The sequence below is a fragment of the Glycomyces dulcitolivorans genome (assembly GCF_003265355.1).
GTDB lineage: Bacteria > Actinomycetota > Actinomycetes > Mycobacteriales > Micromonosporaceae > Glycomyces > Glycomyces dulcitolivorans.
Window position 1 is genome coordinate 1 of sequence record NZ_QFRW01000068.1, and the last position, 15730, is coordinate 15730.

Genomic DNA, 15730 nt, shown 5'->3' on the forward strand with positions numbered 1-15730 from the left:
GCCGCGAAGCGGCGCCCGGCCCTCCGGTTCGCTTGAGTGCTGTTCGGACCGCAACCCGGCGCGGGAATGAGCTTCCCTGTTTCCATTTCCGGGGCGAGAAAGGCGGACATGGCACTGAGCATCGAAGGCCCGACTGCTGTCCGACCCCGCCCGGCGGGTCGATTCTTCCCGACATGGATTTGTAGGGGTACAGTTTTATAAACCGTACCCCTACAAGTTGGAGGCCGGGTGGAGAAGCCGAGCGAGATGTTCGACCGGGACGGCGAATGGGCGGCGCTGGACCGGTTCGTTTCGAACGCGAAGCCGGGCGCGACGCTCGGGGTGGTTTCGGGACGCCGAAGGCAGGGAAAGACCTTCCTGCTCGACGCGGTGGTCAGGGCGACCGGAGGCTTCTACTTCGGGGCCACCGAGGCTGCCGACGCCGAGTCGCTGCGGCGGTTCAGCGACTCGCTCACCAGGTACGCGAATCCGCCGAGCGCGTTCCACTTCGCCGACTGGTTCGAGGCGGTCGACGCACTCCTCGCACTCGGACGCGAGCGGCCGGTCCCGGTGGTCATCGACGAGTTCCCGTACCTCGCCCGCGCCAACCCCGAGCTGCCCTCGATCCTCCAACAGGCGTTCGGCCCGCTGCGGCCCGAGCGGACCGGGTCCCGGACCCGGCTGCTGCTGTGCGGCTCGGCGATGTCCTTCATGGGACGCCTGCTCTCGGGGTCGGCTCCGCTCCGCGGCCGCGCCGGACTCGAACTGCTGGTCGCGCCCCTCGACTTCCGGATGGCCGCCGAGTTCTGGGGAATCGGCGACCCTGCGCTGGCGGTGCGGACGCATGCGGTCGTCGGCGGCACCCCCGCCTATCCCAACGAGTTCCTCGGAGGCGATGTCCCGCGCGACCTCGACGACTTCGACGACTGGGTGGTCAGGACCGTGCTCAACCCGCAGACGCCGCTGTTCAGGGAAGGGCGCTACCTGCTCGCCGAAGAGGCCGACGTGCGCGACCCGGCGCTGTACCTCTCAGTGCTCTCGGCGGTCGCCGACGGCAACTCGACCCGCAGTGGGATCGCCTCCTACCTGGAGCGCAAGGCGGTCGACATCGCCCACCCGATCCAGGTCCTCGAAGACATCGGCCTGCTGCGGCGGGATGCCGACGCCTTCCGCCGCAACCGGTCGGCGCACCGCATCGCGGAGCCGCTCATCGCCTTCTACGCCGGGATCATGCGGCCGATGTGGGACCAGCTCCAGCGGCCGGGCATGGCCCGGCGGGTATGGCAGGCGAGCCGGCACCGGTTCGCCAGCAAGATCCTCGGACCGCACTTCGAGCAGCTCGGCCGGGACTGGGCGATGTACCACGCCGACCCCGACCTCTTCGGCGGCCTGCCGACGACGGTGGCGAGCGGCGTGGTTCCCGACCCGGCCGCCAAGACCTCGCACGAAGTGGACGTCGCGGTGATCGCCGCCTCCGACGAGGGGCGACCGCGACTGCTCGCCATCGGGGAGTCGAAATGGCAGGACACCATGGGCCGGGGCCACCTGGACCGGTTGGAGCGCATTCGGACCCTGCTGGCCGCGTCCGAAAGGTTCGACACTTCCGGCACTCGCCTCATGTGCCTCTCGGGTGCGGGATTCAACGGGCACCTCGCGGGGCTGGCCGCGGAGCGGAGCGACGTCCTCCTGGTCGGCCTCGACGATATGTACGCCTGAGTCCCTATAGCGCCAGGGGCCGGGAACCGCGAAGCGGTTCCCGGCCTTTTCTTGCACGTGCGATCTGCAGAACCGCAGACCTGACGAAGTGTCAGTGCTGCTGCTGGTACTGGGTGGCGTACATCTGGCGGGCCGCGGGGGTGAGGGCCGGGCCGACCTGGTTGATGAGGTTGGCGAGTTCGTGGCCGACCTGGCCGATGTCGCAGTTGAGGCCGGCGAGGGCGAGGATGCTCGCGCCGCTCGACACCGACATCGAGAACATGAAGCCGCCGTTCATCTCCGTGAGGTTGGAGATGACCGGGTCGGCCTGGAGCGACCGGGCCGCGCCGGCGAGGAGGCTCGTCAGACCGGAGGCGATGGCGGACAGGCGCTCCGCCTCGTCCCTGGGCAGGGTGTTGTTCGAGGCGATGAGCAGACCGTCCGCCGCCACGGCGATCACGTGCGTCACGTGCGGCACCCGGCCGACGAAGTCGTTGAGAAGGAAGTCCAGTTGCGCGCTAGTGGTCATGGTCGATCTCCGGGTCATTTCTCATTGTGGGGTCCAGCGGTCCTGCTACTCGAAAGGCCGCGGGCGTACGCGGAGTACGTCGCGCCGATGCTCCGGGGATTGCGTTCGATGGCAATGTTCTCCTGGCCCGGGCTCGGGGCGACCGCGCCGGGGACCAGGTTGGTCATCGGGTCCCGTCGCGGCAGGCCGTTCGGGCCGAACGCCGGTGCCGGTTTCGATTGGGGCAGCATCTGCCCTGCTCGCAGGGACGGGTCCGCGTGGACCACGGTGACATCGAACTTGATCTCCGGGAGCTCGGAGAGCAAGGCCGTCGTCGAGGTGGAGAGTACCGGGAGCGGACGGGTGTCGTCCACTGCGGAGACTCGCTGGCTCGGGCCGGCTGGAAGCGCCTTCTGTTCGGGCGCAACGTGTCTGGGCTGGCGCTGCTGCGGGACCTGGTTCGGGTCGCCGCCGTCGGGTCGGGCGAAGAGCGGGGCGTTGCGGCGCGGGCGCGGCAGCGGGATGGTGCGGCCGCCCTCGACCGAGCGCGCGGCGGGCGCCCGGCGCGGAGGCGGGGTGAACGAGAGCAGCGTCCCGGGGACGGCGATCTCGGCGACCACGCCGCCGCCGATGGACGGCCGCAGCTCGACCTCGATGCCGTGCCTCCCCGAGAGGAAGCCGACCACGGTGAGCCCCATGGCCTGCATGGCCTCCAGGTCCACCGGGGTGTCGCGGCGGAGGCGGTCGTTGAACCGCTCCATCCGGTCCGGCTCGATGCCGATGCCGTGGTCGCGCACCTGGATGATGACCTTGCCGGTCAGGACCCTGGCGGTGATCTCGGCGGCGGACTCGGAGTAGCGGGTCGCGTTGTCCATCAGCTCGGCGAGCAGCTGGACGACGTCGTCGACGTAGTCGGCCTTGACCCACGCGCCCTCGTCGGCGGCGGCCTCGATGCGCGTGTAGTACTCGATGCGGCTCTGGGCCGCGATGAGCACGTCGTCGAGCGAGGCGTCGGTGGTGCGGACCTTCGCGGCGGACGAGCCGCCGAGCACCAGCAGCGAGTCGTTCGCGCGCCCGATGAGCGAGGCCAAGTGGTCCAGGCGGAACAGCCGCTGGAGGCGCTCGGGGTCCTGCTCGTTCTGTTCCGCCGCATCGAGTTCGGCGGTGAGGCGGCCGGTGAGCGAGTGGCCGCGGCGGGCGAGCCGGACGAAGATCGCGCCGACGTGGTACCGCAGGAGGGCCTGCTGCGCCGAGACGCGGATGGCCTCGCGGTGGACGATGTTGAACGCCTCGCCGACCTCGCTGAGCTCGTCGTCGCCGCGGACCCGCATCGGCGGGGTCGTGCGCGCGGCGTACTCGAACGGGCTGAGCCCGCCCAGGCCCTGCTGCTGGTCGACGCGCTTGACGGCCTGCGGGAGGTCGACCATGGCGATCTGCCGGGCCGAGCCCGACAGGTCCCTGAGGCCGCGGGTGACGGAACGGCCGATGGTGAACGCGATGATGAACGCGATGGCGAGCGCGACGATCGCGATGCCCGACTCGATGAGCAGGCGCTGGATCGCGGCCTCGCTGACGGCGTTCGCCTCGTCGGTGGCCTCGTCGAGCGACTCGGTGATGAGCGCCGACGTGTCGGTGTGCCGGGCGTCGTAGGCGGCCATGAGCGCGTAGTGCTCGACCTCCTGCGACTCGTCGGATCGCGAGCCGGCGATCGTGGACTCGAACGCGTTGGCGTCGCGGGCGTCGGAGGAGCCGATGCCGCCCACTTCGAAGACGGCGGCGTCGGGGTCGGTCTGGGCGACGATGCGGCGGTACTCGTTCAGGGACTCCTCGCGGGCGGCGGTGAGCCGCATGAAGGTCCGGTGCTTGCCCGCGAGCGGCTTGCCGTCCTCAAGGGACAGCACCAGCATGCGGATCTGCTCGGAGTACTCGTCGATGGTCGACAGGAGGCTCGCGGTGCGCACGATCCGGGTCAGCTCGGCGGTCCCGGCGAGGTCGACCGCGTGGTCGAGCACGGCCGACAGGCGCCCGACCATCGAGTTGTACACCGTCAGGTGGACCGCTTCCACCGTGCCGCCCGAGACCGCGTCGCGCGCGGTCTCCAGCCGCTCCAGCGGGGCGTCGGCGCGGTCGAGCAGCGCCTCCGACTCCGCGTCGAGGGCGAGGGTCCGGCGGGTCGCGGCGAGTTCTTCGAGGGCCTCGCCGGTGGCGGCCTCGTGGTTCGCGAAGGACGTCGCGATCGCCTCGGCGTCGGTGCTGCCGGTCTGCTCCTGGTACACGAGCCTCGCGGCGTCCTTGCGCTCGGCCTGGATCGCGGCGATGACCGCGTTCACGTCGCGGGCGAGTTCGACCGCGTCGGCGGTCGCGCCGATGTCGCGGGCCTCGTCGGCCGACTCGACCAGCCGGAGCGCCACCATTCCGGCCAGGGTGAGGGCCGGGACGAGCAGCATGATCGTCAGTTTGGTCCGGATTCGCATGCGGGACCAGGGACCGCCGCGCGGCTGCCGCTTCGTTCGCGACGGCGGGGACTCGGCTAGCTCATCGTTCATCTAGGGGTTCCTTCGGCGGGCGCCGGCGCTATTCGACGCCCAGATAGGCTTTCACGACTCGGGGGTCTTGCAGGAGTTCGGAGGCGGGGCCGCTGTGCGCGATCTCCCCGGTCTCCAGGACGTGCCCGGTGTCGGCCGCCCGCAGCGCCCTGCGGGCGTTCTGCTCGACGAGCACCACCGTCACGCCCGAGGCGCGGATCTTCTCGATGACCGCGAAGACTTCGTCGACCATCTTGGGGGCCAGCCCCATCGAGGGCTCGTCCAGCAGGACGACCCGCGGCCTGGCGATCATCGCGCGGGCGATCGCCAGCATCTGCTGCTCGCCGCCGGACAGCGATCCGGCGGGCAGGGCCCGCCGCTCGGCCAGGACGGGGAACAGGTCGTACATCTCCGATTCGGGGGCCGCCTCGCGGCGGCGCCGGTGGGCGCCGAGGAGCAGGTTCTCGGCGACGGTGAGGGTCCCGAGGATCTGACGGCCTTCGGGGACGAGGACGAGCCCGGCGCCGATGCGGCGGTGGGCGGGCTTGCGGGTGACGTCGTCGCCGTCGAAGCGGACGCGTCCGGCAGCGGGCTTGACGAGCCCGGAGACGGCGGCGAGCACGGAGCTCTTGCCGGCGCCGTTGGCGCCCACCAGGGCCACGAGTCCGCCTTCGGGGACCGAGAAGGACACGTTGCGGACGGCCTGCACTCGGCCGTAGGCGACCCGCAGGCCCTCGACTTCCAGGATCGGCTCAGGCATGTTCGATCTCCTCGCGCTCGTCGTTCTGCGCGGCCTCGGTGCCCAGGTACGCCTCCACGACCCGCGGGTCGGAGGCGACCTCGCGGGGCTCGCCTTCGGCGATGACCTCGCCGAAGTCGAGGACGACGAGGCGGGTGCAGGCTTCGAGGACCATCTTCACGTTGTGCTCGATGAACAGGACGGTGACGCCGTCGTCGGCGAGGCCGCGGATGAGCGAGGCGAGCTCGGCCGCCTCGACGTGGTTCATGCCGGCGGCGGGTTCGTCGAGGATGAGCAGGGTCGGGTGCGCGGCGAGCGCGCGGGCGATTTCGAGGCGCCGCCGGTCGCCGTAGGACAGCGCGCCGGGGCGCAGTCCGGCGCGGTCGGCGAGGCCGACGCGCTCCAGTTGGGCCCAGGCGAGGGCGAGCGCGCGGCGCTCGTCGCGGCGGGCCGAGGGGAGCCACAGGAGCCGCCGCAGGTAGGTGGAGCGGCTGACGACGTGGGTCCCGACGAGGACGTTGTCGAGGACGGTGAGGCGCTCGAACAGCTTGGAGTGCTGGAAGGTCCGGCTGACGCCGGCCTGCGCGAAGCGGTGGGGGCGCGAGCCGAGCGGGACGCCGAGGATCTGGCCCTCGCCGGCGGTGGGCGGCTCCAGGCCGTTGAGCATGTTGACGAGGGTGGTCTTGCCGGCGCCGTTGGGGCCGATGACGCCGAGGACTTCGCCGGAGCGGATCTCCAGGTCGACGCCGCGGACGGCGTCGACGGCGCCGTAGCGCTTGGCGAGGCCGCGCACCTTCGCGATGGGCGTCCCGGGGTCGGGGAGCGGGTCGAGCGCGTCGAGGGGGGCGTAGTCGGGTCCGGGCCTCATCGGGGCGCGGCGCAGGCGGCTGAAGAGCGTCGACAGGCCGCCGGGGAGGAACAGGACGACCAGGAGCAGGAACACGCCGGTGACGAACGGGTGGATCCACCCGGCTTCGAGGCCGAGCGCGTTCTGGAGTTCCGGTACGGCCGTGAGGAACCCGGAGCCGAGGATCGGCCCGAAGAACACGAGGTAGCCGCCGAGGACGGCGGTGACGAGGCCGCTCACGGTGAGGCCGAAGTCGAACGTGGCGGGGGTGATGCGCCCGAAGAAGTAGGCGAACATGACCCCGTAGACGCCGGCGATGGCGCCCGAGGCGATGAAGGAGGCCATGCGGGTGCGCACGACGTCGACGCCCATGGACCCGGCGGCGAGCTCGTCCTCGCGGACGGCGGCGAACGCGCGGCCCGAGCGGGAGGGCCCGAGGCGCCAGAACAGGTACGCGAGGACGGCGACGACCATCCACGCGAAGTCGAAGGTCACCCACTTCTCGACGCGCATGCCGAGGGCGCCGTTCGTCCACTCGGCGTTGTTGATGACGACGCGGACCATCTCGCCGAAGGCGATGGTGGCGATCGCGAGGAACACCCCGCGCAGGCGCAGGACCGGCAGGCCGACGACGAACGCGGCGGCGGCGCCGACGAGGGCGCCGACCGGCAGGCCCACGACGACCGGCGAGATCGACCCGGCGATGGGCTCGGTCGGGACGACGAGCGTGGACGTGTAGGCCGCGAGGGACGCGAAGCCGGCCTGGCCGAGGCTGAGCTGCCCGGCCATGAGGACGACGTGGAAGGAGTAGGCGAGGATCGCGCCGAGGGCGGCGACCGTGATGAGGGTGTTGTACCCGTCGAGCATCAGACCTCCCTGACCTTGACGTGGCCGAAGAGGCCCCGCGGCCGGATCACGAGCACCGCGAACAGGAGCGCGAAGGCGACCATGCTCTTCCAGGTGGAGTCGAACAGGTGGATCGTCATGGCCTCGGCGACGCCGAGGACCACTCCGGCGGCCATGGCGCCCCACAGGGAGCCGAGGCCGCCGAGGATGATGACCGCGAAGCCGACCAGTTCGATCGAGGCGCCGAGGTCGCGCCCGGCCTGGCCGAGGTTGAGCGCGAGCAGGGCGCCGGCGACGGTGCCGAGGGCCGACGAGAGCGCGTACGTCCCGGCGGTCACCCGGCCCACGTTGACGCCGAGAACCTTTGCGGCCGTTGGGTTCTCGGCCACGGCCCGCATGGATCGCCCCAGCGGGGTGGCCGAGACGAGCCAGGCGAGTCCGAGCATGAGCACCAGGGCCAGAGCGAGCGTTACCAGCTGCGTCGAGGTGACGCGGATGCCGGCGAACTCGAAGAGCCGGCTGGGGAAGTAGTCCGTCGCGAAGCTCTTCGGCTCGGTGCCGTAGCGGGCCTGGAGCAGCGCGATGACGACGCCGCCGAGGGCGACGGAGGAGATGAGGCCGGCGAAGTGCTCGTCGTCCCGGCCGCGCAGCGGCCGGAACGCGATGCGCTCCACCAGGACCCCGGCGAGCGCCCCGAACAGCGCCACCACCGGGAACAGGATCCACACCGGGATTGCGGTCCGCGCCGCGACCTCGATGCCGACGAACGCGCCGGCCGTGAACACCGCCGGGTGGGCGAGGTTCAGGTGGCGGAGCACGCCGAAGACGAGCGTGAAGCCGATCGCGAAGAGCGCGTAGATCGAGCCTGCGAACACGCCGTTCGCCAACTGTTGCAGCATGTCTGTCCTGTACGGAGGTGGGGGGACGGGGGGTCCGCCGGGGTTCCGGCGAAGGTTCTAGAGGATGGTGAAGACGCCGTCGCGGATGATCTGGACGACGGGCTCCTGGTGGACCTCGCCGTTCTCGTCGATCGAGATCGGGCCGAGGATGGAGTCGTATTCGAGGATCTGGCCGAGGTTGTCCTTGATGGCCTCGCGGTTCGCGTCGCAGTCGGCGCGGATCGCCTGGTCGAGCAGGTAGGCGGCGGTGTACGCCTGGGCGGCGAACTGGTCGGGCGCGCGGCCGTACTTCTCGGTGTAGTTGGCGATGAACTCGGCGTTGCCGGTGGTGTCGGAGGCCGCGCTCCAGGCGCCGCCGACGATGAGGCCCTCGGCCGCGTCTTCGAGCAGGCCGATGAGGACGGGGGAGTTGAAGGCGTTGCCGCCGACGATGGGGGCTTCGATGCCGAGCTCGCGGGCCTTCTTGACGAGCGGGACGGTCGCGCCGGGCAGGGCCGAGAGGATGACGGCGTCGGGGTCGGCGTCCTGGACGGCGGTGAGCTGCGCCGTGAAGTCGGTGTCAGCGGTCTCGAAGGTCTCTTCGGCGACGATCTCGATGCCCTCTTCGGTGAGGACGTCCTTGATCGTGTTGAAGGCCGAGGCGGTGAACTCGTCGGCGCTGTCGTAGAGGACGGCGACCTTGGTCAGGCCCAGGGACTCCTTGGCGGCCGGGATGCTCGCGGCGAGGGCGACCTCTTCGGGCAGCGAGGCGCGGAAGATGTAGTCGCCGATCTCCGGGATGCCCTCGGCGGTCGTGGAGACGCCGAGCGCGGGGACGCCGGCGCTCTGCGCGTCGGTGTAGGTCGTGAAGGCCATGTTCGAGAGGGTCGGGCCGACGATGGCGCTGACCTCGTCGCGGTTGATGAGCTTCTCGAATGCGGCGACGGAGTCCTCGACGGTGGTCTTGTCGTCCTCCTGGATCACCTCGTAGGTGATTCCGCCGGCGGCGTTGAGCTCCTCGAAGCCCATTGCCAGTCCTTCTTGCTGGTAGGCGCCGGCGAATGCGGCGGCCTCGGTCAGGCTGAAGACGGCGCCGATCTTGACGGTCTCGTCGATGGTGCAGTCCTCGCCGGCGCCCGAGCCGGAGAGGGCGCTGTCGGAGGAGGCTTCATTCGTGTCTTCCGAGACACAGGCACCGGTCGCGAGCAGGGCGGCAACGGCCAAGGCCGCGCCGGTGGTGGATTTGAGGCGCATGTTCTTCCTTGATCGGAAAAGATGATTAGAGAGGCTGGTGGGGTCTTTGGTGGGGAAGCCGCCGTCTCGTGGGGGAAAGGGCGGCACGCAGGCCACCTTATAAGGACGGTCGGGCACGCACAAGACCGGACAAGAATAAGTTTTGTCGGCTTCTGGGCTTTACCGTGGTCAATAAGGGACGACATCGCGCATTCACAGAATTGTTGCGAACTGGTGTACGGGCGACAGTGCACTGTAGGCGGTCGCGCGATCACACTGCGTGCGCGTCCCGTCGCGCTCCCGGCCCTGATCGTGTGACGGCCCTCGCGTCTATCCTGGGGAGGTGGCTGTCAACGGTGTGAAGACGTACCAGGTGAAGACGTACGGCTGTCAGATGAACGTGCACGACTCCGAGCGCATCGGGGGCCTGCTCGAAGCGGCCGGGTACGTCCCGGTCGCGAGCGACGGCGCCCCCGACCTCGTCGTGTTCAACACCTGCGCCGTGCGCGAGAACGCCGACAACAAGCTGTACGGCAACCTCAGCCACCTGGCCCCCGCCAAGCGCGAGAACCCCGACATGCAGATCGCCGTCGGCGGCTGCCTGGCGCAGAAGGACCGCGGCGAGATCGTCAAGCGCGCCCCCTGGGTCGACGCCGTCTTCGGCACCCACAACATCGGCTCGCTCCCGGCCCTGCTGGAGCGCGCCCGCCACAACCGGGCCGCCGAGGTCGAGATCCTCGAATCCCTGGAGACGTTCCCCTCCACGCTCCCGACCAAGCGCGAGTCCACCTACTCCGGGTGGGTCTCGATCTCCGTGGGCTGCAACAACACCTGCACGTTCTGCATCGTGCCCGCGCTGCGCGGCAAGGAGAAGGACCGCCGCCCCGGCGAGATCCTCGCCGAGGTCCGCGCCCTGGTCGCCGAGGGCGTCACCGAGGTGACCCTCCTGGGCCAGAACGTGAACACCTACGGCGTCGAGTTCGGCGACAAGCTCGCCTTCGGCAAGCTCCTGCGCGCCTGCGGGGCGATCGAGGGCCTGGAGCGCGTGCGCTTCACCAGCCCGCACCCGAAGAACTTCACCGACGACGTCATCAGCGCCATGGCCGAGACCCCGAACGTGTGCCACTCGCTGCACATGCCGCTCCAGTCCGGCTCGGACAAGGTGCTCAAGGAGATGCGCCGCTCCTACCGGTCCGGCAAGTACCTGGAGATCATCGACAAGGTCCGCGCCGCCATGCCCGACGCGGCCATCACCACCGACATCATCGTGGGCTTCCCCGGCGAGACCGAGGAGGACTTCCAGGCGACCCTCGACGTGGTCGAGCAGGCCCGCTTCTCCAGCGCCTTCACGTTCCAGTACTCGATCCGCCCCGGCACCCCGGCCGCGACCATGGACGACCAGATCCCCAAGGCCGTCGTCCAGGAGCGCTACGAGCGCCTCGTCGCCCTGCAGGAGCGCGTCTCCTGGGAGGAGAACCGCAAGCTCGAAGGCACCGTCGTCGAAGTCCTCGTCACCGTCGGCGACGGCCGCAAGGACGAGGCCACCGGGCGCCTCTCGGGCCGCGCCCGCGACGGCCGCCTCGTCCACTTCAACGTCACCCCTTCGCAGGCCGACCCCACCGGGAACGCCGAGGGCGTCCGCCCCGGCGACGTGATCACCACCCGGATCACCTACGGCGCCCCGCACCACCTCGTCGCCGACGGTGAAGTCCTCTCGCACCGCACCACCCGGGCCGGCGACGCGTGGGCCTCCGGCAAGGCCACGAAGCTCCCCGGCGTCAGCCTCGGCATGCCCTCGATCGGCAAGAAGCCCTTGCCGAAGCAGGACGCGCCCGGCTGCGGCTCCTGCTGACGCGCCGCATGAGACGCCCGTCGCCCGCCCGTGCCAGAATCGGGCGATGGAACAGGAAATCGACGTACAGGCCATGCGCGACCAGATGTACGGGGAGCTGGACCTGGGGTCCCTGACGATCTTCTCGGGGTCCTTCATCAACTACGGGTACTGGGGCGACCTCGCCGCCGACCGCGACATCACTCTCGCGGAGCGCACCGCCAGCCAGGCCGAGCTGTACCGGCGGGTCGTCTCGCGCCTGCCCACGCCCCCGGGCGTGGAACTGCTCGAACTCGGCTCCGGGATCGGCGTCGGCACGGCCCTCGTCGCCCGCGAGTTCGCCGCCTACGTCTCGGGACTCGACCGCTCCGCGGCCCAGCTCGCCCGCGCCGCCGAGGCGAACGCCGACGACCTCGAACGGCTCTCGGGCCGCCTGTCCTTCCACGAGGGCTCGGTCACCGAGATCCCCTTCAAGGACGACTCCTTCGACGGCGTCTACTCCGTCGAGGCCCTCCAGCACGTCGACGACCTCGCCGCCGTCGCCCGCGAGGCCCGCCGGGTCCTCAGACCCGGCGGGCGCTTCGCGGCCGCGACGTTCTTCGCCCCCGACGACACCGACACCCCGGTCGCCGACCTCATCGAGACCGTCGCCTCCGGCGTCGACGTGGTCCGCCCCGTCGGCGCCTTCGCCGCCGACCTGGAGGCCGCCGGCTTCAAGGACGTCGCGGCCGAACCGATCGGCGAGCACGTGTGGCGCCAGTTCGACCGCTGGGTCGCCCAGACCGAGTACCGCGACTCCTGGGGCCGAAACTGGCTGCGCTGCTACGAGAACGGCTGGATCGACTACTACGTCCTGACCGCGGCCTAGACCAGCGAGTCCTCCCACTGGCGGTGGAGGACGGCGTACTCGCCGCCGCGGTCGATCAGCTCGTCGGGGCGGCCGTCCTCGATGATGCGGCCGTGCTCCAACACCAGGACCCGGTCGGCGATCTCCACCGTCGAGAGCCGGTGGGCGATGATGATCGCCGTCCGGTCGGCCAGGATCGTGCGCAGCGCCCGCTGCACCAGGCGCTCCGACGGGATGTCGAGCGAGCTCGTCGCCTCGTCGAGGATGAGCACCCGCGGGTCGGCCAGGAACGCCCGCGCGAACACCACCAGCTGCCGCTGGCCCGCCGACAGGCGCCCGCCCCGCTTGCGCACGTGCGTGTCGTAGCCCTCCGGCAGCGACTCGATGAACTCGTGCGCCCCGACCACCTTGGCGGCCTCGGTGATCCGCTCCCGGCTCGCGCCGGGCATCCCCAGTTCGATGTTCTCGGCGATCGTGCCGTTGAACAGGAAGTTCTCCTGGGTGATCATGACGATGTTCTTGCGCAGCTCGGCCTCGGAGAGGTCGCGCAGGTCCACGCCGTCGAGCCGCACCGTGCCCGAACCCGGGTCGTAGAAGCGGCTCACCAGCTTCGCGATCGTGGTCTTCCCCGCGCCGGTCGCCCCGACCAGGGCGAGGGTCTGCCCGCCCGCGATCCGCAGATCGAGGCCCGGCAGGACCACCTGGTCCTCCCGGTACTGGAAGTGCACGTCCTCGAAGCGCAGCTCGCCGCGCGGGTTCGCGATCGACTGCGGCGCTTCGGGCTCGGCCACGTCCACGGTCTCGTCGAGGACGCCCGAGAGCTTCTCCAAAGCCGAGGTCGCCGACTGGAGCACGTTGTAGAACTGCACCAGCTCGTTGAGCGGGTCGAAGAACCGCTTCATGTACAGCAGGAACGCCGCCAGCACGCCGAGCTCGGTGTTGCCCTGCATGACCTGCCAGCCGCCGAACAGCAGCACGACCACCGTCGCGAGGTGCCCGATGCCGCGCATCCCGCCGGACATGAACGCGTTCTGCTGGTGGCCCTTGGCCTGCGCGAACCGGTTGTCGGTGTTCAGCCCCGCGAACAGCTCCCGGTCGCGCGGCTCGCGCCGGTACGCCTGGACCGCGCGGACCCCGCCCATCGACTCCACGAAGTAGACGATCAGCAGCGCCACGGTCTCGCGGGCCTTGCGGTACGCCAGCGCCGACACCTTGCTGAACCAGCGGCCCAGCAGCAGCATCAGCGGGAACGTCACCAGCGTCGCCGCCGCCAGCAGCGGGTCGATCACGAGCATCACGATGGTGATGGTGACGACGTTGAGCGCGGCCAGGACCAGGTCGTCCACGCCGTTCTCGGTCATCTCCCGGATCGACTCCATGTCGGAGGACTGCCGGGCCGTGACGCGCCCGGACGTGAACCGCTCGTGGAAGGACACCGACAGGTCCTGGAACTTGCGGAACACTCGGTTCCGCAGCGCGAACAGCATCGCGTTGCCGACCTTCGCCGACTGCGCGATGTACAGCCGCACGCACACGTACTTCAGGACCGACACCAGGGCGAAGACGCCCGCGATCCCGACCAGCAGCGTGTAGTCGCCGCGCTCGGAGATCGCCGGGATGGCGTTGTCGATGCCGAACATGACCAGCAGCGGCGTGGCCATGCTGGTGAAGTTCTGCACCACCAGGATCGCGCACAGAAAGGAAATAGCCCTTCGATGCGGGCGCATCATCCAGCCCAGGAGGCGCCGGCTCTGGAGCCGCAGCTCCTTGATCGACTCGGCGTCGTCGGTCTCGGCGCTGGTCCGGTCGGCCTCGGCCGACTCGGCCCGCCCGCGCCACGACGCGTGCTTGTCAGGCTTTTCGATCTCAGTTTCGGTCGTGATCGTCACGCCGCCACCTCCTCGGACTCAGCGGAGAGCACCTCGACGTACTCGGGACTGGAGGCCATCAGCTCGGAGTGCGCCCCGAAGGCCGCGATCCGGCCCTCGTGGAGCAGCGCCACCTTGTCGGCCAACGCGACCGTGGACGGCCGGTGGACCACGACGAGCGCGGTCGTGTCGCGCAGGACCTGCGCCAGGGCCCGCTCGACGAGCTCCTCGGTGTGGACGTCGAGCGCCGACAGCGGGTCGTCGAGGACGAGCAGGGCCGGGCGGACGACGACGGCGCGGGCGAGCGCGAGGCGCTGGCGCTGGCCGCCGGACAGGGACAGGCCCTGCTCGCCGATGCGGGTGTCGAGCCCGTACGGCAGGTCGTACACGAACTCGGCCTGGGCGACCCTGACGGCCTCTTCGAGGTCGCGCTCGTCGGCGTCGGGGCGTCCGAGGGCGAGGTTCTCGCGCACGCTCATCGAGAAGAGCGTGGCCTCCTCGAACGCGGTGGTGACGACCGACCGGAGGTTATCCAGCCTGAGGTCGCGGATGTCGGTGCCGTCCAGGAGGATCCGGCCGCCGGTCGGGTCGTTCAGGCGCGAGGGGAGCGACACGAGCGTGGTCTTGCCCGAGCCGGTCTTGCCCGCGATGGCGACGGTCTCGCCGGGCTGGACCCGCAGGTCGACGCCGCGGAGGATCTCGCGGGAGTCGTCCTCGAACGCGAAGCGCACGTCCTCGAAGACGAGTTCGCCGCGCACGTCGCCGCGCTCGATCACCTTGGCGTTCGGCCGGTCCCTGATGGCCGGTTCGGTGTCGAAGACCTCGTAGACGCGGTCGGCGGCGGTCATGGCCTCGTTGCCGTGGGCCATGACCCAGCCGGTGGCCTCGATCGGCCACAGGAGCGCGAGCTGGAGCATGATGAACGCGGTCAGGTCGCCCACCGACAGCGTGCCGCCGGCGACCATGGTCGCGCCGAGCACGAGGACCCCGCCGACGGCGGCGGTGGCGATGGCGTCGTAGCCCGACCAGGACCGGGACGCGATCATGCTCTTGAAGATGCTGCGCGAGCGCAGCTCCTCGGCCTCCTTCTCGAAGCGGGCCGCCATGAGCGGGCCGCGTCCGAGCGCCTTGATGGCGCGGATGCCGAGCGCCGACTCCTCGGCGGCGCTGGAGACCTCGCCGGACTGGTCCTGCTCGGAGCGCGCCGCGGGCAGGTACTCGCGGAAGAACTTGCGGCCGATGAGGAACAGCGGGACGGCCGAGGCCGCGACGATGAGGGCCAGGTGCCATTCGATGAACAGCAGCTGCCCCATGATGATGAGGATCATGCCGGTGGAGGTGATCGCGAAGACCAGGCCGCCGGCGAAGAACCGCCGGATCATGCCGAGGTCGGAGGTGACGCGGGCGAGGAGCTGCCCGGTCTGCCACCGGTCGTGGAACCCGGTGTGGAGCACCTGGAGGTGCTCGTACAGGGCGCCGCGGATGTCGGCCTCGATGGCCATCGCGGTGGTGGTCTGGAAGTAGCGCCGCGTCAGCTGGAGGATCGCGTCGGCGGCGCCGAGGACGGCGATGACGGCGACGATCGACCACAGGCCGGCCATGTCGCCGTGGTGGATCGGCCCGTCGATCGCGCGGCCGACGAGCGGCGGAATCGCGAGGCCGGACACGATGTTGAGGAGCACCATCGTCCACAGCACGCCGAGGCGGTACCGGTACGGGTACAGGTACTTCTTCATCCGCCAGAGGTTCGTCAGCGCCGACCGACGGTCCGGGGGGAGGTCTGATTCGGGTGTATCTGGAGTTTTCAACCGCTCTGAGCCCACCGTCTTAAGTTACGAGCGGAGTGTGACATCCGGCAATCGAATTTCACCTGCCGACCGGTAAGTAACACTGCGGTGGGCGAACAGAGCCACCGGACCCGTTGCACCGCAACG

Annotated in this window: 11 protein-coding genes; 3 read left to right on the plus strand and 8 right to left on the minus strand. The window is 70.3% G+C overall.

Going from position 1 to position 15730, the window contains the following annotated elements:
• Positions 1-228: 228 nt before the first annotated feature.
• Positions 229-1695 (plus strand): AAA family ATPase, encoded by a 1467-nt coding sequence (locus DI269_RS05015; RefSeq protein WP_112134019.1) that lies wholly within the window; start codon positions 229-231, stop codon positions 1693-1695.
• A 91-nt stretch (positions 1696-1786) separates the two neighbouring features.
• On the opposite strand, the gene DI269_RS05020 is transcribed toward DI269_RS05015, so the two are convergent.
• The 6 genes from DI269_RS05020 to DI269_RS05045 are packed head-to-tail and all read right to left on the minus strand — an operon-like array spanning position 1787 to position 9271.
• Positions 1787-2203, minus strand: a complete 417-nt coding sequence (locus DI269_RS05020; RefSeq protein WP_112134020.1) for a roadblock/LC7 domain-containing protein — start codon at positions 2201-2203, stop codon at positions 1787-1789.
• Between the two features lie 14 nt (positions 2204-2217).
• A complete protein-coding gene (locus tag DI269_RS05025) occupies positions 2218-4728 on the minus strand; it encodes a sensor histidine kinase (RefSeq protein ID WP_157974767.1) in 2511 nt (836 codons plus the stop codon).
• Between the two features lie 28 nt (positions 4729-4756).
• Positions 4757-5467 carry an ABC transporter ATP-binding protein gene (locus tag DI269_RS05030; RefSeq protein ID WP_112134022.1) on the minus strand — a complete coding sequence of 237 codons (711 nt, stop codon included), beginning with the start codon at positions 5465-5467 and terminating at the stop codon, positions 4757-4759.
• Positions 5460-7160, minus strand: coding sequence for a branched-chain amino acid ABC transporter ATP-binding protein/permease (locus DI269_RS05035; RefSeq protein WP_112134023.1), 1701 nt, complete (start codon positions 7158-7160; stop codon positions 5460-5462). The genes DI269_RS05030 and DI269_RS05035 overlap by 8 nt, the downstream gene beginning before the upstream one ends.
• The gene (locus DI269_RS05040) at positions 7160-8038 is read right to left on the minus strand and encodes a branched-chain amino acid ABC transporter permease (RefSeq protein WP_198667165.1); all 879 of its coding nucleotides are present in this window, start codon (positions 8036-8038) and stop codon (positions 7160-7162) included. Before DI269_RS05040 ends, DI269_RS05035 begins: the two co-directional genes overlap by 1 nt.
• Positions 8039-8095: 57 nt before the next feature.
• Entirely contained in the window at positions 8096-9271 is a 1176-nt protein-coding gene (locus tag DI269_RS05045) for an ABC transporter substrate-binding protein (protein ID WP_112134024.1), read from the minus strand.
• A 322-nt stretch (positions 9272-9593) separates the two neighbouring features.
• Here DI269_RS05045 and miaB point away from each other — a divergent pair, with 322 nt between their 5' ends.
• Positions 9594-11102, plus strand: coding sequence for a tRNA (N6-isopentenyl adenosine(37)-C2)-methylthiotransferase MiaB (miaB, locus tag DI269_RS05050; protein ID WP_232822627.1), 1509 nt, complete (start codon positions 9594-9596; stop codon positions 11100-11102).
• A 46-nt stretch (positions 11103-11148) separates the two neighbouring features.
• Positions 11149-11949 (plus strand): class I SAM-dependent methyltransferase, encoded by an 801-nt coding sequence (locus DI269_RS05055; RefSeq protein ID WP_112134025.1) that lies wholly within the window; start codon positions 11149-11151, stop codon positions 11947-11949.
• On the opposite strand, the gene DI269_RS05060 is transcribed toward DI269_RS05055, so the two are convergent.
• A complete protein-coding gene (locus DI269_RS05060) occupies positions 11946-13817 on the minus strand; it encodes an ABC transporter ATP-binding protein (protein ID WP_232822628.1) in 1872 nt (623 codons plus the stop codon). The two genes, DI269_RS05055 and DI269_RS05060, sit on opposite strands and share 4 nt — an antisense overlap.
• The gene (locus tag DI269_RS05065; protein ID WP_112134026.1) at positions 13814-15532 is read right to left on the minus strand and encodes an ABC transporter ATP-binding protein; all 1719 of its coding nucleotides are present in this window, start codon (positions 15530-15532) and stop codon (positions 13814-13816) included. Before DI269_RS05065 ends, DI269_RS05060 begins: the two co-directional genes overlap by 4 nt.
• Positions 15533-15730 lie beyond the last annotated feature (198 nt).

What these genes read in the sequence shown, in the direction of transcription:
- DI269_RS05045 (WP_112134024.1), bottom strand. Translation starts at nt 9,271, where the DNA reads ATGCGCCTCAAATCCACCACCGGCGCGGCCTTGGCCGTTGCCGCCCTG.
- DI269_RS05035 (WP_112134023.1), bottom strand. Translation starts at nt 7,160, where the DNA reads ATGCTCGACGGGTACAACACCCTCATCACGGTCGCCGCCCTCGGCGCG.
- DI269_RS05055 (WP_112134025.1), top strand. Translation starts at nt 11,149, where the DNA reads ATGGAACAGGAAATCGACGTACAGGCCATGCGCGACCAGATGTACGGG.
- DI269_RS05025 (WP_157974767.1), bottom strand. Translation starts at nt 4,728, where the DNA reads ATGAACGATGAGCTAGCCGAGTCCCCGCCGTCGCGAACGAAGCGGCAG.
- DI269_RS05030 (WP_112134022.1), bottom strand. Translation starts at nt 5,467, where the DNA reads ATGCCTGAGCCGATCCTGGAAGTCGAGGGCCTGCGGGTCGCCTACGGC.
- DI269_RS05065 (WP_112134026.1), bottom strand. Translation starts at nt 15,532, where the DNA reads ATGAAGAAGTACCTGTACCCGTACCGGTACCGCCTCGGCGTGCTGTGG.
- DI269_RS05020 (WP_112134020.1), bottom strand. Translation starts at nt 2,203, where the DNA reads ATGACCACTAGCGCGCAACTGGACTTCCTTCTCAACGACTTCGTCGGC.
- DI269_RS05040 (WP_198667165.1), bottom strand. Translation starts at nt 8,038, where the DNA reads ATGCTGCAACAGTTGGCGAACGGCGTGTTCGCAGGCTCGATCTACGCG.